Below are 23,704 nucleotides of genomic sequence, written 5' to 3'. Positions count from 1 at the left end.
TTTTACCGCTTCGCTCGTTCTTCGGTCTTGGCCTCCTGCCATAAGGCTTCCATTTCCTCCAGACTGCTGTCCTTTGGAGCAGTTCCTTTGTCCTTCAAACGGCGTTCGATGTAATGGAACCGTTCGACAAATTTGCGGTTGGTGCGGGTCAGTGCTTCTTCCGGATCGGCTCCGATAAACCGGGCGGCGTTGGTCGCCGCGAACAGAAGGTCGCCGAGCTCCGCCATCTGCTCCTCCGCCGGGGCGCCGCCATCGATCGCTTCCGTCAGCTCGTCCAGCTCTTCGCCAATCTTGGCGAGCACATCCCGGATGTTGTCCCAGTCGAAGCCGACCTTGGACGCTTTTTTCTGCAGCTTGTACGCCTTCATGAGCGCCGGCAGATCACGGGGAACGCCGCTTAGCGCGGACTCCGACTCCGGCTTGATCCCTTTGCGCCGCTTCTCCTCGGCCTTCATGCCTTCCCAGTTCTGCAGCGCGGCCTCGGCATCCTGAGCATCCTTGTCGCCAAAGACATGGGGATGGCGGAAAATAAGCTTGCCGGTCAGCCCTTCAATGACATCGAACACATCGAATGTGCCAAGTTCTTCCTCCATCTGGGAATGCAGCATAATCTGCAGCAGCAGATCGCCCAGCTCTTCCTTCATATGCTCGGGATCGTCCTCATCAATCGTTTCGAGCACCTCGTAGGTTTCCTCGATCAGATTTTTGCGGAGCGACTCATGGGTCTGTTCGCGGTCCCAAGGACAGCCCTCCGGACTGCGCAAAATGCCGACAATTTCATGCAGCCGGGCAAAGGTGCGGTTCCGCAAGCTTTCGGAGCGGTCCGCCGGAATATAGATCAGCGACAGATTGCCGTACCCCTCCTGGCGGTCCAATTCGTACAGCGGGACTTTAACGATCCGCTCTTCTCCATCCACGCCGAGCGCATGGCCGACCACCACCTCGTATTCCGGCGGGTACAGCTCCATCAAGCACAGCTTCGCCTCTGAGGCGGTAAAAGTGTCATACACCTGTCCGATCAGCGTATGCAGTTCAGGCCGAAGCTGGGAGCGCGAAATTCCGGAAGCATCCAGCAGCTGAAAGCCCTCGATCGGGTCGAAGCCAAGACGCACAAACGCCTCGTCAAGGAAGCTCTCGCCTCCAAGAATGCTTAAGTCGATCCCCTCTTCCGCGCAGCGAAGGCGAAGCTTTGAAACGGCGGATTCCGCAACCATCGGATGTCCGGGAACGGCGTAGACGATTTCCTCGGCATTATCGCCCGAGCACGCTTCCTCGATCAGCTTCAAGGTAATCGCTTCATAGACTTCGGGAAAAGACGAAAAGGATTCGTACAGCTCATCGAAGGATTGAGATTCCACACCCAGTTCCGTAAGTGCCTTCATCGCGGGATGCTCCTTGGTGCGGACGTAGACTTTGGAAGCCCCACGCAGCTTGTTCACTATGCCCAGCGTCAGCCGGTCCGGATTGCCGGAGCCAAGCCCGACCACCGTTAATCTTGCGCTCATGCCATTCCTCTCCTTACGCCGCCGCCCTCTGCTTGCGCTTTCGCAGCAGCTCAAGCGACGGCTGTATAATCTTTCAAACCTGCAGAACCAGGTTCAGGTCAGTGTTTCAAGCCCGAAAGCCTTACGGGAACAGGCCCAGCTTCCGGATCGCCCGGGCGAGCTTCGGGCCAAGCCCGGGCAGCTGGCGCAGCTCGCCCTCGTCCAGCAGCCGCAGCCGCACGGCGAGCACGGCAAAGACGAGGCAGCCTGCGGCCACGCCGAGCAGGCTCTGCGCCAGCGCCGCAATGCGGCCGTCCATTCCGGCCGCGTCCAGCAGGGCGCCGCAGCCCCAGCTTACGGCTGCGGCGGCTGCGGCCAGGCCCGCGAGCAGCGCCGCGGGCCGCGCGAGCCAGTCTGCGGGGCGAAGCCGCAGACCGGCGGCCTTGCAGAGTAGCCGCACGTTCAGCGCGGCTGCGAGCCCTTGCGCGACGACGGCGGCGATGGCCGCGCCGGCAATGCCCTGCTGCGGGACGAGCAGCAGGTTGAGGGCCGCCTTCAGCGCAGCGGCGGCCAGGAAGTGCAGCGCCGGGGCACGGACGTAGCCCAGGCCCTGGAGCAGCGCGGCGGAGATGATGCTGACCGTGCCGCCGGCGGCGGTGAAGGCGAGCCAGCGGATCGTGCCGCTGCCGGACGCGTCGCCGTACAAGGCGATGTTGACCGGCACAGCGAGCACGGCAAGCCCTGCCGCGGCGGCGAGGCCGAGCAGCCAGAACCAGCGCAGCGACAGGCGGCAGCGGCTCTCTACCTCGCTTAAGTTCCCGCGAAACTTGGACTCGGCCAAGGCGGGAATGAACAGAACGGAGAGCGAGGTCGCCAGCATCGTCACGAGCTGGACAAGCGGAACGCCGCGGTTGTAAATGCCGAACTGCACCATAGCCTGCGCCTCCCCGCCGGCGGAAGCCAGCAGGCGGGGCATGGTGAATACGTCCACGAGACTGATCAGCGGCGCCGCCAGCATTCCCAGCATCACCGGCACGCCGTAAGCTAGCAGCTTACGTATCTCGCGGCCATCTGCCTTGCTTATAGCAGAGGAAGCCGCATGACTGAGCACTTCGGGGTTCAGCGGCGCGGCTTCCGCCGCCGCCGAGATTTCCGCCGCAGCGTCCGCCTTAGCCTTCCTGTGGCGCCGCCAGTACAGCAGCATGACAGCGAGACCTGCTATACCTCCGCCGGCCGACCCCAGCAGCGCGCCCGCCGCGATCATCTCCGCATTTGCCCCCCGGCTGCTCAGAAAGAGCAGCAGCGCTATCATCACGGCGACCCGGGCCGACTGTTCGAATATTTGCGACACCGCGGTCGGCATCATGTTGTGCAGCCCCTGAAAATACCCGCGGAACGCGGCCATTAGCGGCACGACGGCAAGTCCCCAGGCCGCCGTCCGCAGCGCTGAGACGACATGGCCGCTGCCGATGAAGCGGGCGATCAGCGGCGCGCCCGCATACGTCCCGGCGGCCAGAAGCAGCCCCGCCGCTCCGCTGACAAGCGCCGCCCGCAGCAGCACCGTCCGGCCCTCGCCCGGGCTTCCCCCGGCCTCCGTCTCCGCCACAAACTTGGATACCGCGGACGGCAGCCCCAGCATCGCTACGGTAACGAGCAGCGTGTAGATCGGATAGACCGTATTATAAATACCGAATACGGCATCCCCGCCCAGGTTTTGCAGCGGGATTTTTTGCAGCGTTCCAATCAGCTTCGACAGCAGGGCGGCTGCGCTTAAAATAAACGCGCCCTGCAGTAGCTTCGAACCCGTCATATGTGATTTCATGAGATACCTGCTTCATAAAGTATGGATAGAATGAATTTCTATATTATACCTCAACATGGCTCTGCACAACAAAATCCCGCTCTCGGCTCCGCCCTGCGGCGAAATGGAAAGCGGGAATGGAGGGGGAGAGAATATTACTGCTCCATCTGTTTGCCCAAAAAACCTGCGGCCGTTTCGGCCATTTTGATTTCCATCTGCGACATTTTAACCGATTCGTCCTTGTTCATCAGCACAACGGCTCCAATGGGATCTCCCCCGGAGATAATGGGCGAAGCTACATAGGATGAAAGCGCATCCTGATGATCCTTCGATATTTCGTAGTTGCCGCTGTTTGTTTCGAGTATCGTCTTGCGGCCATCCATGCATTTTTCCAGCAGAGCGCCGACCTGCTTGTCCAAATAATCCTTCTTGGAGCCTCCGGCCAAAGTGATGAAGGTATCGCGGTCGGAAATGAGGGTAATATGGCCCGTGCTTTCATACAGCGATTCCGCATACTCTTTTGCAAAGTCGCCCAGTTCGCCGATCGGTGAATACTTCTTCAGAATAACCTCGCCGTCCCGGTCCACGAAAATTTCCAGCGGATCTCCCTCGCGAATGCGCAGCGTCCGTCTGATTTCTTTAGGAATGACGACCCGTCCCAGGTCATCAATACGTCTTACAATGCCAGTAGCTTTCATTTCACATGTTGCCCCGCTTTCTTATGAAGTATTTTGCCAACTACTGCTTTTGAAGGGATTGAATAACCCCAGCGATTTATCGTGATTGTCTGACCATAGTATTCATCCGTTCCCAGTTCCTTATACATGATGCGCTCTGGCATCCGCTTGATTTGCTCACTTTCTGTTTCTTGCCGGCAAAAAAAAGATACTGCCCTGACAGGACAGTATCTTAAATCCGGTATCCCGTCATTGCCGGGACGCCGGGCCTATTGGTTTTACTTGGCGCTTTGCGAAGCCGCCGGAGCGGATGCGCTTGGCGAAGTCCCCGCGCTCGCGGCCGGAGAGGCGCTGCTCTTCGGCAGATTGATTTTTTCAATAATGCCGTCCAGATCCTTCTCCATAAACTGCTGCAGCTTGTCCGAAGCGATCGTGCTCTTAAGCGTCTCTTTCTGCTCGTCGGTCAATTGGTCGAAGGTCTTCTCCGTCCGCGACTCCACCTTCATGATGTGGTAGCCGTAGGTCGTTTCGACCGGATCGCTGATGGTGTTCAGCGGCAGCGTCTGAGCGGCCTTCTTGAACTCCTCCACATACGTTCCGATCGCAGTGTCCGCATACAGTCCACCCTTGTCCTTCGAACCGGTATCGTCAGAGTACTCCTTGGCTACCGCCGCAAAGTCCGCTCCGCCGTCCAGCTTCGCCTTTACTTCCTTGGCAAGCTTCAGCGCGTCTTCTTTGCTGCGTTCCTTCTTGCTTGCATCGGTGAAGCCGATCAGCACATGGCGCAGCGAAGCCACAGTGAAGTCGCCCTTCGTCGCTTCGAACTGCTTCTTCACTTCGTCATCCGTCACTTTAAGCAGCATGTCCTGATACACGGTCAGCACACGCACCATATAGCTGCGGATTTCATCCTCCGTCAAGCCTTGCTCCTTCAGCGAGCTGGCATACGTATCGCCAAGCCCCTGCTTATAAGAGGCCAGCTGCGTGTCCGCCTGCTTCTCCGCTTCTTTCTTCGCTTTGTCCGCAGCTTGTCCAGCCAAATACTCAAAAGCGGCTTCCTGCTTCACAATCGTTTCTTTGAAAGCATCCAGCTCCAGGTACTGCGCCTGCTCCGGCGACAGGAATTTCATCACCTTCACATCGGTATCAAATTCCTTCTGCGTTATCGCGCCGCCTTTGTACGTCACAATAGCCGTGCTGTTGTCTTCTTTATCTTTTTTATTATCGCTGCTGCATGCCGAGAGCATGGAGAACGAAAGGGCGGCTGCCAGCGAGACGAGCAGCACCTTCCATGATTTACTTGATCGCATTGTGTAGTTCTCCCTTCAATTTAAAAGACGGCTTGACTTCCTCCAGAAACCGCTCAAGCAGGTCAAGGAGTCCCTTGTCGTCAAGGCCTTTGGTCTTTATGCGAATGGCCGCTTTGGCATCCTTTTCGAATTGTACACGTCTTTCAAAGCCATTGCCAATCTTGGCGAGCTTGCCTGTATCGATTAATGCGACACGATCCTCGTAAAAATTCAGCAGCACTTCATCGCCGCGCCGGTTCATGGAGTCGATGCCATACCATTTACCGTAAATTTTAAGCCGCGCCACGGATAAAAGATTGACGACCGCCTCTGGAAGTTCGCCGAACCGGTCGAGCAGCTCGTCTTCCAGCTCCGCCGCGTCCTCGAAGGTCGAAACAGCAGCCACTTTTTTATAAATTTCAATCTTTTGCACACTGTCGTAGATATACTCAGATGGCAGATAGGCATCAATTGCCAAGTCGATGACGGTGTTCCCTTCCTTGAGGGAATGGTCTTCCTCGCCGAGTACACTCACCTTGCGTTTGCGGATCTCCTCCGCCAGCATTTGCGAGTACAGGTCAAAGCCCACGGAAGCGATGAAGCCATGCTGTTCTGCGCCCAGCAGATTGCCCGCGCCGCGGATCGACAAGTCGCGCATGGCGATTTTGAAGCCCGAACCAAGCTCCGTGAATTCCTTGATCGACTGCAGCCGCTTCTCGGCTACCTCGGTCAGCACTTTGTCGCGCTGGTAGGTAAAATAGGCATATGCGATCCGGTTGGACCGTCCGACCCGGCCGCGCAGCTGATACAGCTGGGACAGGCCCATTTTGTCCGCGTCATGCACAATGAGCGTATTGACGTTCGGAATATCCACGCCGGTCTCGATAATGCTCGTGCTTACCAGCACGTCGTATTCGCCATCAAGGAAATCGAGAATCGTCTTCTCCAGCTCCGATTCCGACATCTGGCCGTGTCCAATGCCGACCCGGGCTTCGGGAACGAGCATCTGAATCTGCGACGCCATTTCCTGAATGCCCTGCACACGGTTGTACAGGTAATAGACCTGTCCGCCGCGTCCGAGCTCGCGCTCCACCGCTTCGCGGACAAGCGTCTGGCTGTATTCCACCACATACGTCTGCACGGGAAAACGGTTCTCCGGCGGCGTCTCGATAACCGACAGATCGCGGACGCCCAGCATCGACATATGCAAGGTACGGGGAATCGGCGTTGCCGTCAAGGTAAGCACATCGACATTCGTCTTCAGCTTCTTCAGCTTCTCCTTATGGGTGACGCCGAAACGCTGCTCCTCATCGACAATTAGCAGACCCAAATCCTTGAACACCAGGTCCTGGGACAGCAGCCGGTGTGTACCGATCACAATGTCTACCGTCCCCTGCCGAACACCCTTGATCGTCTCGTTCTGCTCTTTGCGGCTGCGGAAACGGCTGAGCACCTGGATGTTGATCGGATACGAGGAAAACCGTTCCCTGAACGTCTCGTAATGCTGCTGGGCGAGTATGGTTGTCGGCACCAGCACCGCCACCTGCTTGCCCTCGATCGCCGCCTTGAAGGCAGCACGGATCGCTACTTCGGTCTTCCCGTAACCGACATCGCCGCACAGCAGCCGGTCCATGGGGCGGTTCTGCTCCATGTCCTTCTTGATTTCCCCGATAGCCCGCATCTGATCCCGCGTTTCATCGTAAGGGAACATCTCTTCGAATTCCTGCTGCTCCGTCGTGTCCTTCTCGAAGCCGTAGCCCGGAGCGCTCTGGCGCTCCGCATACAGCTTGATAAGGTCGTCCGCAATATCCTGCACCGAGGAACGGACCTTATTCGTGACACGGGTCCATTCATTGCCGCCAAGCTTGTATATCTTCGGTTCCTTGTCCTCGGAACCCACATACTTCTGAATGAGGTCGATCTGCTCGATCGGCACCGAGAGCTTGTCTCCGCCGGCATACATGATGTGCATGTAATCCCGGTGGATGCCGCTGACCTCCAGCGTGCCGATGCCCATATATTTGCCGATCCCGTGATTCTGATGAACGACGTAATCGCCGATCTTCAGTTCGGTATAGCTCTTGATGCGCTCCGCGTTATCTATATTCTTGGATACTTTGCGCGCTTTGCGCTGCTTCTGGGAAAACAGCTCTCCTTCGGTGATGACGGCCAGATGGATCGAGGGAAGCTCAAAGCCCGATCCCAGGTTCCCTTGGATAATGGTCGGCTCTTCAATCCCGTAATCGAGCAGCACCCGGCGAATTCGTTCCATGCGTTCCTCGCCGCCGGCGAGCATAACCACCTGAACGCCCGACTTGTGCCACCGTTCCATTTCCGATTTCAGCACGTTCATCTGCCCATGGAAATCCTGCATCCCGCGACTGATGAAGCCGAGAATATTCTGCGGCTGGACATGCGGAACCTGACGCAGAAAGATCGACATGAACAGGCTTTGAAATGGACGGCGGTATATCACCGTATCGCTGTCGACGGATAAATGCAGGTCAGGCAGCGTTTTTCCGTTCTGCAGCAGATGCAGGTTCCATTCCGATTCGTCTCGTTCCAGCTGCTTGGACGTTTCCAAGAGACGGGCCGGCTCGTCGAGAACCAGCAGGGTATCCCGCTCCATGTAGTCGTACAAATGCGATTGTTCCGGATACAGCAGCGAAATATATTTATAAATTTCCGAAAAATAAGTCCCTTCGCGCAAATGCTCAAGCTCGCGGCCGATTTCCTCACGCAGGCGTATTTTGGCTTGGCGATCAGCCGTTTTCTCCAGCTGGCGCTCCAACATAACGGACGCCTTGTCCGCCGCCGCCTCCAGCTGCGCTCTGCTTGCGATAATTTCTTTGGCGGGCGTGATCGTCACACTCCGGACTTTGTCGATGGAGCGCTGATCGGCCGGATCAAACGTCCGAATGGAATCGACCTCTTCGTCGAACAATTCCACACGGTAAGCCAGCTCGGTATTCATCGGATAAAAATCAAGGATACCGCCGCGAACACTCAGCTCCCCGCGGTTCTCCACCCGTTCTACCCGCTCGTAGCCCATTTTGATCATCGTGCCGAGGAAGCTCTCAAGCTGGACGCTCCCGTCCTGGGAGATCGTGATTTGCGCGGCCGCCATCGCCTGCGGGTCAGGCAGCAGCCGGCGAACGCCCGAATAAGGCGCGACCACAATGCCGCGGAAGCCCCGCGAGCATTTGTTCAGCACCTCGATACGCTGAGCGACCGTCTCCGGACTGGATACCGCCGTTTCGGCGGCGACCAGCTCATTGGCCGGGTACAGCAGCACCCGGTCAGGGGAAAGCGCTTCCTGTAAATCATCGGCAATTTTTTGCGCCGAAAACATGTTATGCGTGACAATTAATAACGGCCTGGACGTCTCCTGATGAAGCGCGGCCAGCATAATCTGTCTGGCTGAACCGGATAACCCCGATATCAGTTGCTCTTTCATTCCGGCGGCGACGCCTCGGGTTACCGACTGGAAATCGGAATCTTTGGAAAAAGCCTCAATAAGACCTTCTAACAAAAGGCGCACCTCACTTACTGAATCGCTTCAAACGGAATTTCCTTCTCCGCTTTAGAAGCGCATTTATAGTAACCTGTTGCAAGATGAAACGGCTGCCCCGTCCTACTAAGGACGGTACCGTTTCTCTTAGAAATATAAGACTGACAGTAAGCGCGCAGCTTATAAAGCCTTATATTTTAAAATAAGCCTCAGCTTTTGAGGCCAAGGCTTGCGGAAGACGATAGAAGCAGCGCCGCTTCGCCTATTGAAGCGGACTGGCCAGAAGGCTGAGCTCCGGATTGTTGTCCAAGGCCTGCTTGCAATAATCGCAGGTAACCTTAACGGTAATCTCGCCGTCTGAATCATACGCTATTATATCTCTGCGCTCCGCAGGGGTCAAGGAATGAAGTCCGAGCTGCGTCTCGGTAGCGTCGCTTTTGCGAATCGTTCCGAGGTAAGTCCGGCAGTGTCTGCAAACATAGTGTATTGCCATTGATATGCCTCCTGAAGATAGAATATACCTTCAGTATGCCCCGCTTGCGCTTGCATTAGCCCCGGAACGATCATTGATCTTGCCCGGGCAAATCTTCAGCGGCGGAGGCGGCAGAATCTATATGATCTATGCGCCTTTTTATCCGTTGAATTTAGCCATCGTCTGCTCAAACGTATGGTCCAGACTGAACTCAAGCGCGTCGCAGGCGCTGCCGACCATCGATGCCAGCCTGTCGCCTTCTTTCTTCGGAAACGGGCCCAGCACATAATCGACAATCGCGTAACCGGGCTCGGGACGCGAAATTCCCATCCTTACCCTGTTGAACGTTTGGGTTCCCGTATGCTGTATAATCGACTTGATGCCGTTATGGCCACCGGCGCTTCCCTGATAACGCAGCCGGATTTTGCCGACCTCGGTATCCAGATCGTCATATACGACAATCATATCGTCCAGGGATACTTTATAGTAGTCCATATAGGCGCGAACCGCTTCACCTGACAAGTTCATGTACGTCATCGGTTTAATCAGCACGGTCTTGATTCCGCCGATGACGCCTTCACCGATCACGGATTTGCACTTGTTCTGATTAAAGACGATTCCATGTCTGCGCGCCAGTTCGTCCAAAGCCATAAAACCGACATTATGCCTTGTCTTGGCGTACTGCGGCCCGGGGTTGCCCAAACCGACAATCCATTTCATTTGTAAACCTTCCCTTTCTTGGTACAATAGAAGCATAAGCGTTCCCGAAACGTCTATCCCATTTCAAAGACAGGTGATGTTATTATGCTGCAGCAGGGCGAGCCTCTAACGCTCCACCGCCATTTCCAGTATCATCTGCAATATGCCATACCTGTCGAGGTTTACCGCGGCGATGTGCATGTTGATATCGGCTTGCTTACCGCCGTGGACGCAAACTTTGCGGAACTGCAAGGTACGCTCTACAACCGCAGTCTGTTCACCTTCATCTCAAGGCCGGGCTTTTGAAAGCCTAGAGCCTCCGGCTGTCCAAGCCGACAAGGGTTACATCTCCCAATAGCGGGAGGTGTAACCCTTTCGTTTAGGGACTATTCGATCTCGAATAATTTACTGATGGACAGTTCCTCATGCACCCGGATGATCGCTTCGCCAAGCAGTGGAGCCACGGAGAGCACCTTCAGCTTGGAAGTAGGACTCTCGCTGCGGATAGGAATCGAATCGGTGACGACAACCTCTTTAATCGGAGAATTCTCCAACCGATCATGCGCCGGACCCGAGAGTACCGGATGCGTACAGCAGGCGTATACCTCTTTGGCGCCGCCTTCCATCAGAGCGTTGGCGCCCAGGACGATCGTGCCGGCCGTATCGATGATATCGTCGATCACGATCGCCGTCTTCCCTTCGATGTTCCCGATAATATTCATAACCTCGCTGACGTTTGGCTCCGGACGGCGCTTGTCGATAATGGCCAGCGGGGCGTTCAGGAAATCGGCAAGCTTTCTCGCGCGAACCACACCGCCGTGGTCTGGAGATACGACGACCGGGTTCTGGATCTGCTTGGAACGGAAATAGTGGGCCAGAATCGGTACGCCGAGCATATGATCGACCGGAATGTTGAAGAAGCCCTGAATCTGCATCGCGTGCAGGTCCATGGTAATAACGCGTTGGGCACCTGCGCGTTCGATCAGGTCGGCCACCAGCTTTGCCGTGATCGGATCGCGTGAGCGGGCCTTGCGGTCCTGGCGGGCATACCCGTAATACGGAATAACCACATTAATACTCTTGGCCGAGGCGCGCTTCAGCGCGTCGATCATAACCAGCATTTCCATCAGATTATCGTTAACCGGTCCGCAGGTGGACTGAACGATATAGACGTGGCAGCCGCGCACGCTCTCTGACAGCTTAACCTGAATTTCTCCATCGCTGAAGCTTGTCGTATGCGATTCGCCCATCGGAATACCGATGTAATCGGCAATTTGGTGAGCAAGCTTGGGATTGGAGTTACAGGTGAAAATTTTTAACTTGGAATCAAGATAAGCCATAAAAGTTAAACCCTCCGTGATGGTTCAATTGAATTTAGCTGCCCGAACGCCCGGGCGAAATAGCATCCGGCCGGGCGTGAATTTACGCACTTACGATGGATGGGACTGGCTTTTTTTCGCCTTTGCGCGGGACCGGATTTTTTCCGCATAGCCCGGCTTGTTCTCCTGGCGTTGTCTGGCTATGGCCAGATCCCCCTCGGAGACGGACCGGGTAATGGTAGAGCCGGCCACAACATAAGCGCCTTTGCCGACCTGAACGGGAGCGATCAGGTTGACGTTGCTGCCGATAAAGGCGTCATCGCCGATTTCTGTTATGGATTTGTTAAATCCGTCATAGTTGACCGTAATCGCTCCGCAGCCCACATTTACATTTTTGCCAACAGAAGCGTCTCCGATATAGCTTAAATGCGATACTTTCGAGCCGTCGCCGATGGTGGCCTTTTTGATTTCCACAAAATCGCCGACCTTGACGTCTTCGCCAAGCACACTGCCGGGGCGCAAATAGGCAAAAGGCCCAACGGAAGTCCGTGCGCCAACCTCAGCGCCGTTAAGCACGGAATGCTTCACCTTCGCTCCGTCCATAATTCGGCTGTCTTCAATTTCACTAGAGGGGCCGATTACGCAATTTTCCCCGATTACGGTATTGCCCTTCAAGAGCGTTCCGGGATAAATTACCGTATCCGCTCCGATGGTGACTTCGGCTCCTATATAGGTTGATGCGGGATCTATAATCGTTACACCGTCCAGCATATGACGCCGGGCGATGCGCTGACGCATAACGTTCTCGGCTTCGGACAGCGCAAGGCGGTCGTTCACGCCGATCGATTCCGCGGCATCTTCCGTCTGGAAGGCGAGCACTAGCTCTCCCTGCTGACGCAGAATCTCGATAACATCGGTCAAATAATATTCTTGCTGGGCATTATGGTTCGTCACCTTGTCCAAGGCGGCGAACATCTTGGCATTATCAAAGCAATAAATTCCGGTATTGATTTCGCGAATGGCATCCTCGGCGGGCGAACAGTCCTTCTGCTCCACAATCTTCAGCAGTTCCCCTTCTTCGGTACGGATAATCCGACCAAGTCCCGCAGGGTTGTCCATAACAGCCGTCAGAACGGTAGCCGCCGCTTTGCGCTCTTCGTGCAGCGTCATTAGTTTGATCAGTGTTTCCGGTGTAATCAATGGCGTGTCGCCGTATGCGACAATCAAAGTGCCTTCTTCCCCGCCAAGCAAATCCTTGACCTGCTTTACGGCGTGGCCCGTACCAAGCTGGGTTTCCTGAAGCACATATTCCGACGAATCGCCCAAATAAGTTTTAACCGCTTCCGCGCCATGTCCGACAACGACAATGCTGCGCTGGCAGCCGGTCGCTTTTACTGTATTAAGCACGTGCCCAACCATCGGCTTTCCGCAAACGGGATGCAGCACCTTGTATAACTTGGATTTCATGCGCTTGCCCTGGCCTGCAGCTAGAACAACAGCCATTCTCTTCAAGAATGCCAACCTCCTACTCCTAAACTCATTACTGAATATATCTCATTCCGGGCAAAAAGAAAAGAGAACCATACAAAGGATGGTTCCCTTTTCTTCGAACCCCAATTCGAATTGCTTACCCGAAACCTCTGCCAAAAAGCGAGAGCCGTCAAACCAAAGAGCGCGTTCTTTATGCTCCTTCTTCGATCACTTCTTCTTCCGTTGCCGCGCGATCATATTCAGCCAGAACCGCGGTTTGGATCTTCTCACGCGTTCCGGAAGAAATCGGATGCGCGATGTCACGGAATTCCCCATCCGGCGTACGTTTGCTGGGCATTGCAACGAACATTCCATTGTTGCCATCAATGACGCGAATGTCATGAACAACAAACTCGTTATCGATGGTAATGGATGCGATTGCTTTCATTCTCCCCTCAGAATTGACGCGGCGGAGTCTGACATCCGTAATTTGCATGTGTGTGTTCACCACCTTTTTCCATCAGAGACTTGGGTGTATAATTCCACACAGTAAAGCAAATTCCTTCTTTTCCGCCCCATAAAATCCCTTACATACTAGAATAATTTTGACAAAACGGTGTTTTCGACACTTTTCCACCGTTTTCCCCTGATTTCCTCACGAAATCGACATATTCTTGGGTTCCCTAAACGGAGAAGAAGTTGCCTGGATACGCCGATATACGCCGCTCTTTCGAATCCACCTCGCCCAGTCTGACCAAAGAGACATAATCATGCAGCAAACGCTCTTCCGATTCCACCGCATCCGATTCCACCAGGACTCCAACGCCCGCCACTTCCGCGTTGAATTCGCCGAGCAGATCAACCATTCCCCCAACCGTTCCGCCGGCCTTCATAAAATCGTCGACAATCAGCACCCGCGACTTCTCCTTAAGCGCGCGTCTGGACAGCGACATCGTATGAATGCTCTTATGGGAACCCGACACATAGTTAATGCTCACCGCCGAGCCCTCCGTCACTTTGTGGTCCCGGCGCACCAGCACCACCGGCAGTCCGAGCTGCGCGGCCGTTGCGTAAGCGAGCGGGATTCCTTTCGTTTCCACGGTCATCACGGTATCGATCGGGACGCCGTAAAATGCGGTAGCGATAATCTTCCCCGCCTGCTCCATAAGAGACGGCTGGCCAAGCAGGTCCGACATATATAAATATCCTCCGGGCAAAATCCGGTCGCTATGCTCCAGTTGGCTGCACAATCCGCGAATAAAAGAAAGCGCCATCTCCCTCGGCATCCGGGGAATGAACTTTACTCCTCCCGCCGCTCCCGCATGAGTCTGAAGCTCGCCCATGCCTTCGCCCTCGAATACTTCTTTGATAATTGCCAGGTCCTCGCTGATCGAGGACTTGGCCGCTCCGTACCGCTCGGCAAAGGTGGACAGCGGCAGAAGATCATGCGGCTTTTCAAGCAAAAATTGGGTCATATCTACTAAACGCTGACTTCTTTTAAGTTTCTTCACGGAAGGCTCCTCGTCAAAACCGAATATTATAGAGAAAATATATCACTTTTGTACGGGTTTATACAAGAGAAGCGTTGGTTGTGTCTATTCTATCGCTGTCAAGTCAGCGAACGCACGGCATAGACTTCCTTGCAGAATCCGCGCAGTCCGTTATAAATTCGGGGCATCTTGGACTGCTTGGAAACGAGGCCGAATACAGTCGGGCCGCTGCCGGACATCAGCACGCCGTCGGCGCCGAGCCGAATCATCGCTTCTTTCAACTGCTGAACCTCGGGATGCAGCTTCAATGTTACCTCTTCCAGCACGTTGCCCAGCCGGGCGCATACCGCATGGAAATCGCCGGCTTCAACCGCCTCGCGCATAAGCCGCGAGGAAGGATGAGCGGTTATCCCGCTTGCCCGCAGTTTGCCGTACACCTCGGCCGTCGACACATTAATCGGCGGCTTCGCGAGAACCACCCAGCACTGTGGCATGCTGGCGATCGGCGTAAGCTTCTCGCCTCTGCCCGTTGCCAGTGCGGTCCCGCCGGTGACGCAGAAGGGCACGTCCGAACCGAGCTCGGCGCCAAGCTCCTGCAGCTCTTCGCTTGACAGGCCAAGCCGCCAGAGCCGGTTCAGGCCGCGCAGCGCAGCCGCCGCGTCGCTGCTTCCGCCGGCCAATCCGGCGGCGACCGGTATTTTTTTGTCCAGATGAATATGTACGCCCCGCTCCACGCCGCAGCGCTCTTTCAGCAGTTTCGCCGCCTGAAAGGCCAGATTCTTCTCATCCAGCGGAATATAACCCGCCTGGCTTGATATAATAATGGTGTCCCGCCGCAGCTCGGACAACTCCAGCCGGTCCGCAAGATCGACCATGGTCATAATCATTTCCACCTCGTGAAATCCATCCGGCCGCTTGTGCAGCACATCCAGCATCAGATTGATTTTGGCCGGTGCTTTCTCATACACTTTCAAGGCGTTCACCCTACCCTCATTTTTCCCCTAAAAACAACTTAACATATTATATGAGAATCTTGGAATGAAGTCCATTCCCAGTTCCTGCCCATGAAGAAAGCGCTATACGTAAAATCAAAACGAGAACGCCCGCTGTTAAGGACGCTCCCGTCTTTTTTGCCGCTTTCCGGTTGTCTTGCTGCCTAAGATTTGCGCGCAGCCTGCTCGGCAAGCTGAATCGCTCGCTTCACCATATTCCCGGCATCCTTCGCCCGGATTCCTCCCCAGCCTTCGCGTTCCACGGTTTCATAGAAGCCGAGCTCTTTGGCCAGCTCCGTCTTCAGCTCATCGGACATCATGCTGCGTCTTCTGCGGCTCATGCGGCATCCTCCTTCTGGGTTAACAATGATGAGTTATTGCCCTCTTAGTATGGATTCCAGCACCCCTTAACATACGCCCCGCTCTTTTACAGGCAACTGCAAGCAAAACCGTCCTCCAAAGCGCAAAACAGCCCTTCCTCTATGAGGAAAGGCTGCTTAAATAAAGAGTTACACTTTGGCATGCATGAGCGGCAATTGCACATCGTCTTCACATACCGTAATCTCCACGGACTCGGTAAGAATATCGGCATAGCTGTAGGAGACGCGCTTAAACGATTGCTGCTCCTGATCCAGTTTGACAATAAATACAGAAGGGTACGTTTCTTCCAGGACACCGGTACGCTCAACCGTTTTGCGGCGGCCACCGTTTGCTCGCAACGTAATCTTAGAACCGACATGAGCTTCGAGACTGCGTTTAATTTCCAATAGCGCGTTATTAGCCATTGCCTGACGACCACCTCTTTCCTTGTCCATTATAACTCGTGTATTACAATATGTCAAATCAAACAAATAATTATAGTAGATGCCAATTATGTTTGTCAACGATATTTTTTAGAACGGATGGACAAGCAAAGAGATCTTAAGGTCTGGCCCTTTAGATGGCGGAAGGCGTCACTTTCAGCGTGGATAAATCCTGGAGTCGCGGCATGCCGATCCGAAAGCTTCCGCGCGTTTCAATGCCGCCTAGACCTTGGCTGCCGCTGATCGTATTATGCAGCACGTCGCCTAAGTTGATCGTTTCCCTGATAGAGGTTAGAGCGGCCTTAGCGGCGATATACACGGGGTCCAGGGCATGGATCAGGATGCGCCCCGGCGAGCTTGCAAAGTTCGCCCCGGCCCCAAGCAGCGCTTCAAAATGCGACTGGCATGCCCCGGCGACAATCGTCAGCGCGTCGTAGTGGCGTTCGTAGTCCCTGGCCACACGAATCGCGGCAACGAAATTTTGCGAATTTTTATAGCTGTTTAAATTGTTCAGATCATAAGATTGCAGCGACTTCAGAACGCCGTCATGACCGGTAACCACCACGATATTGGGACGGACTCTGGGCAGCAGGCGGTATAGGGCGGACGCCATCTCCGATTCCCGTACATGGTGTCCTTCGGCAGGAATACGCAGCTGCTCATACAGGCTAAGGCTTTTATTCAAGTAACCCGGATCGCCGTCAAGATGCAGGACCTTTCCGGGAAGCTCAAAGTAAGAGACCTCCTTCGGCGTCTGCTCCCAAATCCCCATTGTATTCCCGACCCCAAATCTGCTGTGCTCCTGCCGGTCCTTTCTAAGCTCCGTCAGCGACTCGGCGGCCTTGATCCGCGCTCGCTCCCCCAGCTCCGTCATGGCCGTGGCGGGCACCTGAACCAGATCGTTCAGCGGAGAGTCCGCCAGCAGCCGAAATTCGGTTCCTTTGATGATGGCCTGATTTCGAGTTATATATTCTACTCGAAAAGTCACATCACCGCCATACGATCTCCGAACGACCAAGTCTCCCAAATTCATCAGAACATCACCTCTACCCCCATCGTATGGGCAAAGATAACGGATGGTTCATCATTTAGCCGCTTTGCCTGCATTAACTTCTATCAGCAAGCCCTATACGTGGCCGGCCTCAAGCAGAACGTCGCTCAGACGCGCATACTCCGCCAGACTCAGCGTCTCGCCGCGGCGTGAAGGTTCAATCCCTGCTTCGGCCAGCAGCGCTTCCAGCTGCTCTCTCCCCTCTTTTGGAAAGAAGCGGGCCTTTAAATTGTTCGATATGGTTTTGCGACGCTGCGTAAAGGATGCTCGCACCACTTCAAAAAAATGCTTCTCGTCCTTTACCTCGACCGGCGGACGCTCCCTGACCTTCAGCCGGATGACCGCTGACTCCACATTCGGCTGGGGAATAAACACCGTATGCGGCACCGTACAGATCAGCTCCGGCTCGCTGTAATACTGCACGGCGATGCTCAGGCTGCCGTAGTCCTTGCCTCCCGGCGATGCCGCCATCCGCACGGCGACCTCTTTTTGAATCATCACGACAATGTTGGCAAGCGGCAGCTTCTCTTCCAGCAGCTTCATCAGAATCGGGGTCGTCACATAGTAAGGCAGATTGGCGACCACACTGACCTTGCTCACTTCCGCGAAATCTTCACTGAACAGTTCGTGCAGATCCACTTTAAGCACATCGGCATGCCGTATCTTGACATGGGGATACGGAGACAGCACCTCCTGCAGTATCGGAATCAGACGCTGGTCGATCTCTACAGCCGTAACAGCACCCGCCATCTGCGCCAGACGCTCGGTCAGCGCGCCGATGCCGGGGCCGATCTCAAGAGCGCCCGTGCTTTCGTCCAGAGCGGCCGCCTCTACAATTTTATTTAAAATATTTTGGTCAATCAGAAAGTTCTGACCCAGGCTCTTCTTGAACGAAAATCCGTGAGCCGCGATAATTTCTTTTGTCCTTTTTGGGGATGAAATTTCTTCCCTGCCGCTCATAAGGATAGACCTCCCTGCTCGATTTGCATCACCGCGTTTGCGAACTCTTCGGGCGTAATGCCGAACATCGACAGCCGCTTGTACAATTGCTTGCCGTTGCAGTAACCGATGCCCAGCAGGTTGCCCAGCTCCATTCTCCGCTGCGCGGCATTAGGGTGTACAATCATCCCCGCAGCCAGAAGATCGTCCATTCCGATCAGCACCGGCGCTCCCTCGAAGGAGGTATGCACATGCTCCAGCGCATGGCGAATCGCCTCGGGCGATGCGTTCTCGACGCCGATATCGCCTTTCAAGGTCGCATCCTGCTCCGGAATAAAAGCATGCTTGCAGCCAGGCACCTTCGACGAAACAATCTTGCGTATCCGTTCTCCCGCATGATCCGGGTCGGTCAAAATAATAACGCCGCGGCGCTCCATCGCAAGCTTGATCTTGGCGATTACCCGGCTGTCCACCGCCGAACCGCCCGTTTCGATCGTGTCGGCATCGACCGCTCTTTTGACGGCGACGGTATCGCTTTTGCCTTCGACGACAATTAATTCTTTAATCATTGTTTATCTTTTCCTCCCGCAGCGGCCCTATCCCCCGCCTTTACCACAAAAAATAAAAGCAAAAAGAAGAGGATTCGCTCCTCTTCTTTTTGACTAAGAATTATATAAGTGACGAGCTTACATCACTATAGCGTATTGCTGCTAAATTTGCAAAATCATTAATCCAGCTCCGGTTTAACCGGACCGATCACGTAAACGGCACGCGATTTGCGGCCGAAACTGCGGGCATGGCTCAGCGAATCGTAATAAACGTCGATTTTATTGCCTTTAATGGCTCCGCCGGTATCCTCAGCGCGTCGGAATCCGAGTCCCTCGACATACACCCACCAGCCGATCGGAATCACATTAGGATCCACTGCAATGGTCCGCCCTTCCGTTACGCGCGTTCCGGAAGCGGTACGTGTGCCGATTCCCGGTTCTTCCGAAGAATATGCCGTCATCGAAACATTCTTAATCAATCTTTTGTACTCGAAGTCCACGCCGGCTTTGCTGGCGACATTGCTGCTTCTGACGTTGGTCTTTTTGGAAGTGGTGCTGCTAACGGAAGAAACTTTCACGACTGCGGCTTTAGGCAAGGCTTTCGTACCAATGGCGATCACTTTATCCTTGGTCACCTTCTGCACTTCTTTACCAACCATGCGCATCGAGACAAGCTTTCCGTCCTGATAAGTCTTCTCGATATGCTGGATAATGGCGCCGGGCTTGCCGGCCTGTGCTACTCGTACTGTCCCTACGGTTAGGGAGGGGTCCGCCGTCTTGATAACCCGGAAAGGCAAGCTTTGGGTCCGCTGTACAACCTGCTTGTTGATGCGGATGACCTTGACTTCCGTTTTGGCGGAGATTGCGGTGTCTAGCGAAGGAAAAACCTTGTCGTGGGCATTCAGCGTAATGCCCAGACTGTTCATGGCCCGACCGATCGTATCCTCAGTCGTATAGAACGTTTTTGTCTGTCCATTTTCAGTCAGAGTGATCTCCTGCGCCCGGTCAATGACGATCCGGTCGCCGTCTTCGATCTCGTCGCCAAGACCCGCAGATAATTTGTCGTACGGTTTCAACGAGATTGTTTCTTTGGCCAGAGCCTCGCCCAGAAGCGCTTCGCGCGTTTCCAGAGCACGAACCTGCCCGTCTATCACTAAAACAATTTGTTTGCTGCTTTGAGAGTGTACGTACAGCAGAATAAGCAGCGCGATAGCTACCCCGATTACGCCCGCAAGTGCCCAGGTGCGTAAATTCACCTGCTCAAGACGTAACCGTAATGCATAAGACCTGCTGGATGATTGCGAATCATGGGATACTTCGGGTTGGAATACGCCCATCTTCTACATCCTCCTTACATAGCCCGCCCGAACCGTAAACCGTACTGCTGGTTCCAGCGAAACTACAAGAGATTGTCACAGGACACGATACTATTCGCGGCTTCTCGCATCCTGCTCATAAATCGCCTGCCCGGCATGGCATCTTCCGCCTGTTATATAACAGTTCACAGGCGAATACGTTTAATTCAAACAAAAAGAAGCCTAAATAAAGAGTCTTGATTAGAGGACTCTTTCGTGGCTTCTTGGGATGTCCGAATAAACGGCCAAACGCACGAGGTTTCCTCTCTTACTTGCGCTTACGGGGTTAGCTGTCGGGTTCGGACGAAAGAGAGACGCCCTATCTCAGGTCAACCGCTCATGGCGATTGCCTTTAAATTCACCCCAAAGACCACGTGAAGAAATCAAATACAGCCTGCAACGCCAACCTGATGACTCTTATGTAAGGCTTTAGGCATACGGCAAAGCGATATTGGTTCCCCCGTTCTCCATATGGAGACTCAGCGAGACGATTTATGAATCAGCAGCTGTCTCAGTAACAACAGCTCACTGCACTGACAAGATAATATCCTGTTTCGATGCATGTTGTAAAGCACACTTCAACCAGATAAGCTCAAGAAAATGGTTAAATTAATGTAATAAACACCCGTTTTTTTGTTAAAAATCTTTAATCTTTCGTTCATTCTCATTTTTTTAGCCGGTTTTCTCCCGTTTTCACTAAATACCAAATAATCCCAGTGCATTTTTGTACGTAATTTCAGCCATTTTATTCAATTCAATTCCTTTTATTTCCGCTGCCGCCTCTGCTACCAATTTAACATGAGCGCTCTCGTTACGCTTGCCCCGGTAGGGGTGGGGCGTCAGATACGGGGAGTCCGTTTCGATCAGCAGACGGTCCAGCGGAACCTGCGCCAGCACCTCCTTGGGCACCCGGGCGTTCTTGAACGTAATCGGTCCTCCGAAGGAGAGGTAAAAGCCGAGATCGAGGCACATTTTGGCTGTCTCCCAACTACCCGAGAAGGAATGCATGATCCCCCCGATTTCCGAAGCCTTCTCTTCGCGGAGAATACGGACCACATCTTCGTGGGCATCCCGGTTATGAATGACGATCGGCATATTCAGCTCCCGTGCCAGCCCGATCTGCCGCCGGAATACGGTATGCTGAACTTCTTTTGGTGAAGTATCCCAGTAGTAATCGAGCCCAATTTCCCCAATAGCCACGACTTTTTCATGACTGCACAGCGAGGCGATCCAATCAAGGTCCCCGTCCTTCATATCAATGGCATCCTGCGGGTGCCAACCCACTGCCGCATAAATAAACTCGTACGATTCGGCCAGCTTCATCGTGGTTGGAATCGTTTCCCGGTTGAAGCCGACATTGATCATTTTGCTTACTCCCGCCTCTACCGCCCGTGCAATCGTTTCCTCGCGGTCGCCGTCGAATTGCGGAGCATCCAGATGGGTGTGGGTGTCGAAAAGCTGCATAACCACTTCCCCTTTCTTTGCTATTTTTCACCGTATATCAAACAAATCCTTAATCGAATTCGGCAGCATCGGAAGCGCTTTTTCGAGCTTGTCCTGCGGATAATATAAATGATATCGCCCCCGGTGAATCCCGCTGATAGAGCGGACGATATCCGACACCTCGGAGATTTCGCGAAGCCGTTCCTGACGATCCAGCAGAAGAATCTGCTTACCGTGAAAGCCCTCTCCCGGACGGAATACATCATAGGGTAAATCTGTCGGAAAATCAATTTCCAAGTCGTATTCCGGGTGCAATCCGGCCGAGGCAAAGCTGCGGCGAATTTCGTCAATTGTTTCCATGTCCAGGCTTTCCATCTCTACATATTTATACAGTTTACGATGAATAAAGCGGCTGCACAAGTCGCTCAGCAGTTCGTCCTGTTCCGTGGTCCACTGCATAAATGTCGCCTGCACAAGCGCCTCATCCAGCTGCAAATACTGCTGCACATTTACCTTACCGCGAAATAAATCGGTCAGCGGCTCCACCATAAAACGGAAGGAATAGCCTTCTTGAAACAACTGCTTGGCCCGGCGGAATACCTGGCGCAAAATAATTTCCGAGCTGCGCGTAACCGGATGAAAATAGACCTGCCAATACATTTGGTAACGGGACATTAAATAGTCCTCAATTGCATGCATCCCCGATTCCTTGACCACTACCCGCCCGTGATATGGACGAAGCACCCGCAAAATACGATCGATATCGATCGTGCCGTAGTTAACCCCGGTGTAATATGCGTCGCGCAGCAGATAATCCATCCGGTCGGCATCCAGCGGACTCGACACCAAATTGACCACAATGTCATGCTCATATTTTTTACAGATAACCGAAGCTACCTTCTGCGGAAAATCTTCCTCCACTTCCTGCAAAATTTCAGTAATACCAGTGTTCTCCAATATGATCCGGCATGTCCAGTCTTCATGATTCATTTGAAAAGCTTCTTCTATAGAATGGGAGAACGGTCCGTGACCCAAATCATGCAAAAGCGCCGCGCACAGCGTAAGCAGCCTTTCCTCGGGAATCCAGTCTTTATAACCGCTGCGCTCAAATTGGGAAATAATGCGCCGCGTAATTTCATATACCCCAAGCGAATGGGAGAACCGGCTGTGTTCGGCGCCGTGAAAGGTCAAGTAGGTGGTTCCGAGCTGGCGGATACGGCGCAGACGCTGAAATTCTTTTGTATTAATGAGTCGCCAAATCACCGTATCCTGTACATGGATGTAATTGTGAACCGGATCTTTAAATACTTTTTCTTCCGTAAGCGGCTGCTGCATGAAGTCAGCTCCTTTATCTTTAACATCGACTTATTCCGATTTATTCTAATAAAAAAGAAGATTTCGTCACATTTTGTCGAAAAAAGTTGAACATTTAGTTTCCATTTCGACATTTTACTTGTACCTCTTAGATAGTTATTATATATATTGAAGTGCAGCCATTCCAGAAACCTTGTCATATCAGAAAATAATTCATCCTCTAAAAAGAGGTTGACTGTTTTGGGAATGGTTGGTATTATATGTACCATAAAACAGAGAAGATTGTCGAATAGTGACACTTTTTGATTATTTGAGAGGAGCAACGATTGTTATGATGAAATCAACAGGCATTGTAAGAAAAGTAGACGAACTGGGACGGGTTGTCATTCCGATCGAGCTGCGCCGTACGTTGGGTATTGGAGAAAAAGATGCTCTTGAGATCTATGTGGACGGTGAGCGGATCATGCTGAAAAAATACGAGCCTGCCTGTATTTTTTGCGGTAATGCCGAGAACGTGACTTACTTTAAAGGAAAAATTGTTTGCCATGAATGCATTTCTGCTATCCCTGCCCCTGTGACAAATTAAATTAAATCGGTTATAATGGAAATAATCAAATTGTTAATTCTAACCTTTTTTATATCTCCTTAGCCTCCCGCGAATGCGGGGGGTATTTTTTTTGTGGGGGACCCCTCCCAAACCCTCCCCAAGCCTATGCTTCCGAAGTGAGTTTTCCTTTGGAAAACTTTCAGGAGGGCCCCAAGGGCTACGCCCTCTGGACACCCGCAATTGTTGGATAGGTGCGGAGAGTTGGCGGGAGGAAGCTGCTTTGGATGGTAGGAGCGGTCCTTCTCGGGCGATTCCTGACGGAATCGGCCTCAGGGCCTTTCATGCGTGCTGACGGTGCTCCGAGTTACGAAGGCGGAGAACACCCGCTCTCCCTTCGGGATTCGCTCACTTCTGCGCTCGGTGCGACTCCGTGGACTGCTGCTTTCGACTCGCTTTCCCGCTCTCCCTTCGGGAATCGCTTTACTTTTGTGCTTCCTTCG

The 23,704-nt window shown here is 53.6% G+C and carries 22 protein-coding genes and 1 riboswitch; of the genes, 2 read left to right on the top strand and 20 right to left on the bottom strand.

From position 1 onward, the window contains the following. Positions 1–2: 2 nt before the first annotated feature. The 7 genes from mazG to pth form a co-directional block, all read right to left on the bottom strand. The gene (gene mazG / locus PUR_RS00230) at positions 3–1,505 is read right to left on the bottom strand and encodes a bifunctional methyltransferase/pyrophosphohydrolase YabN (protein ID WP_179033523.1); all 1,503 of its coding nucleotides are present in this window, start codon (positions 1,503–1,505) and stop codon (positions 3–5) included. Between the two features lie 121 nt (positions 1,506–1,626). Continuing rightward, positions 1,627–3,306 carry a putative polysaccharide biosynthesis protein gene (locus PUR_RS00225; protein ID WP_179033522.1) on the bottom strand — a complete coding sequence of 560 codons (1,680 nt, stop codon included), beginning with the start codon at positions 3,304–3,306 and terminating at the stop codon, positions 1,627–1,629. Between the two features lie 134 nt (positions 3,307–3,440). Next, positions 3,441–3,983, bottom strand: coding sequence for a stage V sporulation protein T (gene spoVT, locus PUR_RS00220; RefSeq protein ID WP_179033521.1), 543 nt, complete (start codon positions 3,981–3,983; stop codon positions 3,441–3,443). Between the two features lie 257 nt (positions 3,984–4,240). Then, positions 4,241–5,272 (bottom strand): peptidylprolyl isomerase, encoded by a 1,032-nt coding sequence (locus PUR_RS00215; RefSeq protein ID WP_179033520.1) that lies wholly within the window; start codon positions 5,270–5,272, stop codon positions 4,241–4,243. Further along, entirely contained in the window at positions 5,259–8,783 is a 3,525-nt protein-coding gene (gene mfd / locus PUR_RS00210; RefSeq protein ID WP_179033519.1) for a transcription-repair coupling factor, read from the bottom strand. The genes PUR_RS00215 and mfd overlap by 14 nt, the downstream gene beginning before the upstream one ends. 241 nt (positions 8,784–9,024) lie before the next feature. Continuing rightward, complete coding sequence (locus PUR_RS00205; protein ID WP_179033518.1) at positions 9,025–9,255, bottom strand: anti-sigma-F factor Fin; 231 nt, start codon at positions 9,253–9,255, stop codon at positions 9,025–9,027. Positions 9,256–9,393: 138 nt separating this feature from the next. Further along, the gene (gene pth / locus PUR_RS00200) at positions 9,394–9,954 is read right to left on the bottom strand and encodes an aminoacyl-tRNA hydrolase (RefSeq protein ID WP_179033517.1); all 561 of its coding nucleotides are present in this window, start codon (positions 9,952–9,954) and stop codon (positions 9,394–9,396) included. Positions 9,955–10,038: 84 nt separating this feature from the next. Between pth and PUR_RS00195 the strand changes: the two genes are divergently transcribed. After that, the gene (locus tag PUR_RS00195) at positions 10,039–10,239 is read left to right on the top strand and encodes a hypothetical protein (RefSeq protein ID WP_179033516.1); all 201 of its coding nucleotides are present in this window, start codon (positions 10,039–10,041) and stop codon (positions 10,237–10,239) included. An 80-nt stretch (positions 10,240–10,319) separates the two neighbouring features. Here the strand turns inward: PUR_RS00195 and PUR_RS00190 are convergent, their stop codons facing one another. The 13 genes from PUR_RS00190 to PUR_RS00130 form a co-directional block, all read right to left on the bottom strand. Continuing rightward, the gene (locus PUR_RS00190) at positions 10,320–11,273 is read right to left on the bottom strand and encodes a ribose-phosphate diphosphokinase (RefSeq protein WP_179033515.1); all 954 of its coding nucleotides are present in this window, start codon (positions 11,271–11,273) and stop codon (positions 10,320–10,322) included. Positions 11,274–11,363: 90 nt separating this feature from the next. After that, positions 11,364–12,764 (bottom strand): bifunctional UDP-N-acetylglucosamine diphosphorylase/glucosamine-1-phosphate N-acetyltransferase GlmU, encoded by a 1,401-nt coding sequence (gene glmU, locus PUR_RS00185; RefSeq protein ID WP_269474690.1) that lies wholly within the window; start codon positions 12,762–12,764, stop codon positions 11,364–11,366. 169 nt (positions 12,765–12,933) lie between these two features. Beyond that, positions 12,934–13,218: a septation regulator SpoVG gene (gene spoVG, locus PUR_RS00180; protein WP_025332586.1), complete on the bottom strand. Its 285-nt coding sequence runs from the start codon at positions 13,216–13,218 to the stop codon at positions 12,934–12,936. A gap of 187 nt (positions 13,219–13,405) precedes the next feature. Further along, a complete protein-coding gene (gene purR, locus PUR_RS00175; RefSeq protein ID WP_179033514.1) occupies positions 13,406–14,233 on the bottom strand; it encodes a pur operon repressor in 828 nt (275 codons plus the stop codon). A gap of 98 nt (positions 14,234–14,331) precedes the next feature. After that, positions 14,332–15,186: a 4-(cytidine 5'-diphospho)-2-C-methyl-D-erythritol kinase gene (gene ispE, locus PUR_RS00170; RefSeq protein ID WP_124697702.1), complete on the bottom strand. Its 855-nt coding sequence runs from the start codon at positions 15,184–15,186 to the stop codon at positions 14,332–14,334. A 182-nt stretch (positions 15,187–15,368) separates the two neighbouring features. Further along, the gene (locus PUR_RS00165) at positions 15,369–15,545 is read right to left on the bottom strand and encodes a small, acid-soluble spore protein, alpha/beta type (protein ID WP_124697703.1); all 177 of its coding nucleotides are present in this window, start codon (positions 15,543–15,545) and stop codon (positions 15,369–15,371) included. A gap of 168 nt (positions 15,546–15,713) precedes the next feature. Then, positions 15,714–15,989, bottom strand: coding sequence for a biofilm formation stimulator Veg (gene veg, locus PUR_RS00160; RefSeq protein ID WP_124697704.1), 276 nt, complete (start codon positions 15,987–15,989; stop codon positions 15,714–15,716). 151 nt (positions 15,990–16,140) lie between these two features. Beyond that, positions 16,141–17,040 carry a sporulation peptidase YabG gene (gene yabG / locus PUR_RS00155; protein WP_179033513.1) on the bottom strand — a complete coding sequence of 300 codons (900 nt, stop codon included), beginning with the start codon at positions 17,038–17,040 and terminating at the stop codon, positions 16,141–16,143. Positions 17,041–17,133: 93 nt separating this feature from the next. Next, positions 17,134–18,018, bottom strand: coding sequence for a 16S rRNA (adenine(1518)-N(6)/adenine(1519)-N(6))-dimethyltransferase RsmA (rsmA, locus tag PUR_RS00150; RefSeq protein WP_179033512.1), 885 nt, complete (start codon positions 18,016–18,018; stop codon positions 17,134–17,136). Further along, a complete protein-coding gene (gene rnmV / locus PUR_RS00145; RefSeq protein ID WP_124697707.1) occupies positions 18,015–18,566 on the bottom strand; it encodes a ribonuclease M5 in 552 nt (183 codons plus the stop codon). Before rnmV ends, rsmA begins: the two co-directional genes overlap by 4 nt. Positions 18,567–18,724: 158 nt before the next feature. Then, on the bottom strand, positions 18,725–19,882 hold the full coding sequence (locus tag PUR_RS00140; protein WP_179033511.1) for a resuscitation-promoting factor: 1,158 nt from the start codon (positions 19,880–19,882) through the stop codon (positions 18,725–18,727). A 278-nt stretch (positions 19,883–20,160) separates the two neighbouring features. Continuing rightward, positions 20,161–20,395, bottom strand: a riboswitch (cyclic di-AMP (ydaO/yuaA leader). Between the two features lie 201 nt (positions 20,396–20,596). Continuing rightward, positions 20,597–21,364 (bottom strand): TatD family hydrolase, encoded by a 768-nt coding sequence (locus PUR_RS00135; RefSeq protein WP_179033510.1) that lies wholly within the window; start codon positions 21,362–21,364, stop codon positions 20,597–20,599. Between the two features lie 27 nt (positions 21,365–21,391). After that, positions 21,392–22,678, bottom strand: a complete 1,287-nt coding sequence (locus tag PUR_RS00130) for an HD domain-containing protein (protein WP_179033509.1) — start codon at positions 22,676–22,678, stop codon at positions 21,392–21,394. A 310-nt stretch (positions 22,679–22,988) separates the two neighbouring features. On the opposite strand from PUR_RS00130, the gene PUR_RS00125 reads away from it, so the two are divergent. Beyond that, positions 22,989–23,243 (top strand): AbrB/MazE/SpoVT family DNA-binding domain-containing protein, encoded by a 255-nt coding sequence (locus tag PUR_RS00125; RefSeq protein ID WP_025332575.1) that lies wholly within the window; start codon positions 22,989–22,991, stop codon positions 23,241–23,243. Positions 23,244–23,704 lie beyond the last annotated feature (461 nt).

Origin of the sequence: Paenibacillus sp. URB8-2, assembly GCF_013393385.1 — a bacterium.
GTDB lineage: Bacteria > Bacillota > Bacilli > Paenibacillales > Paenibacillaceae > Paenibacillus_AQ.
Note: the sequence above shows the minus strand (reverse complement) of the source record. Positions and strands in the feature narration are given on the sequence as shown.

Excerpts from the sequence above, each read along its gene's own strand:
- mazG (WP_179033523.1), bottom strand. The coding sequence starts at position 1,505 with ATGAGCGCAAGATTAACGGTGGTCGGGCTTGGCTCCGGCAATCCGGAC.
- PUR_RS00225 (WP_179033522.1), bottom strand. The coding sequence starts at position 3,306 with ATGAAATCACATATGACGGGTTCGAAGCTACTGCAGGGCGCGTTTATT.
- spoVT (WP_179033521.1), bottom strand. The coding sequence starts at position 3,983 with ATGAAAGCTACTGGCATTGTAAGACGTATTGATGACCTGGGACGGGTC.
- PUR_RS00215 (WP_179033520.1), bottom strand. The coding sequence starts at position 5,272 with ATGCGATCAAGTAAATCATGGAAGGTGCTGCTCGTCTCGCTGGCAGCC.
- PUR_RS00205 (WP_179033518.1), bottom strand. The coding sequence starts at position 9,255 with ATGGCAATACACTATGTTTGCAGACACTGCCGGACTTACCTCGGAACG.
- pth (WP_179033517.1), bottom strand. The coding sequence starts at position 9,954 with ATGAAATGGATTGTCGGTTTGGGCAACCCCGGGCCGCAGTACGCCAAG.
- PUR_RS00195 (WP_179033516.1), top strand. The coding sequence starts at position 10,039 with ATGCTGCAGCAGGGCGAGCCTCTAACGCTCCACCGCCATTTCCAGTAT.
- PUR_RS00190 (WP_179033515.1), bottom strand. The coding sequence starts at position 11,273 with ATGGCTTATCTTGATTCCAAGTTAAAAATTTTCACCTGTAACTCCAAT.
- spoVG (WP_025332586.1), bottom strand. The coding sequence starts at position 13,218 with ATGCAAATTACGGATGTCAGACTCCGCCGCGTCAATTCTGAGGGGAGA.
- PUR_RS00165 (WP_124697703.1), bottom strand. The coding sequence starts at position 15,545 with ATGAGCCGCAGAAGACGCAGCATGATGTCCGATGAGCTGAAGACGGAG.
- veg (WP_124697704.1), bottom strand. The coding sequence starts at position 15,989 with ATGGCTAATAACGCGCTATTGGAAATTAAACGCAGTCTCGAAGCTCAT.
- yabG (WP_179033513.1), bottom strand. The coding sequence starts at position 17,040 with ATGAATTTGGGAGACTTGGTCGTTCGGAGATCGTATGGCGGTGATGTG.
- rsmA (WP_179033512.1), bottom strand. The coding sequence starts at position 18,018 with ATGAGCGGCAGGGAAGAAATTTCATCCCCAAAAAGGACAAAAGAAATT.
- rnmV (WP_124697707.1), bottom strand. The coding sequence starts at position 18,566 with ATGATTAAAGAATTAATTGTCGTCGAAGGCAAAAGCGATACCGTCGCC.
- PUR_RS00140 (WP_179033511.1), bottom strand. The coding sequence starts at position 19,882 with ATGGGCGTATTCCAACCCGAAGTATCCCATGATTCGCAATCATCCAGC.
- PUR_RS00135 (WP_179033510.1), bottom strand. The coding sequence starts at position 21,364 with ATGCAGCTTTTCGACACCCACACCCATCTGGATGCTCCGCAATTCGAC.
- PUR_RS00130 (WP_179033509.1), bottom strand. The coding sequence starts at position 22,678 with ATGCAGCAGCCGCTTACGGAAGAAAAAGTATTTAAAGATCCGGTTCAC.
- PUR_RS00125 (WP_025332575.1), top strand. The coding sequence starts at position 22,989 with ATGATGAAATCAACAGGCATTGTAAGAAAAGTAGACGAACTGGGACGG.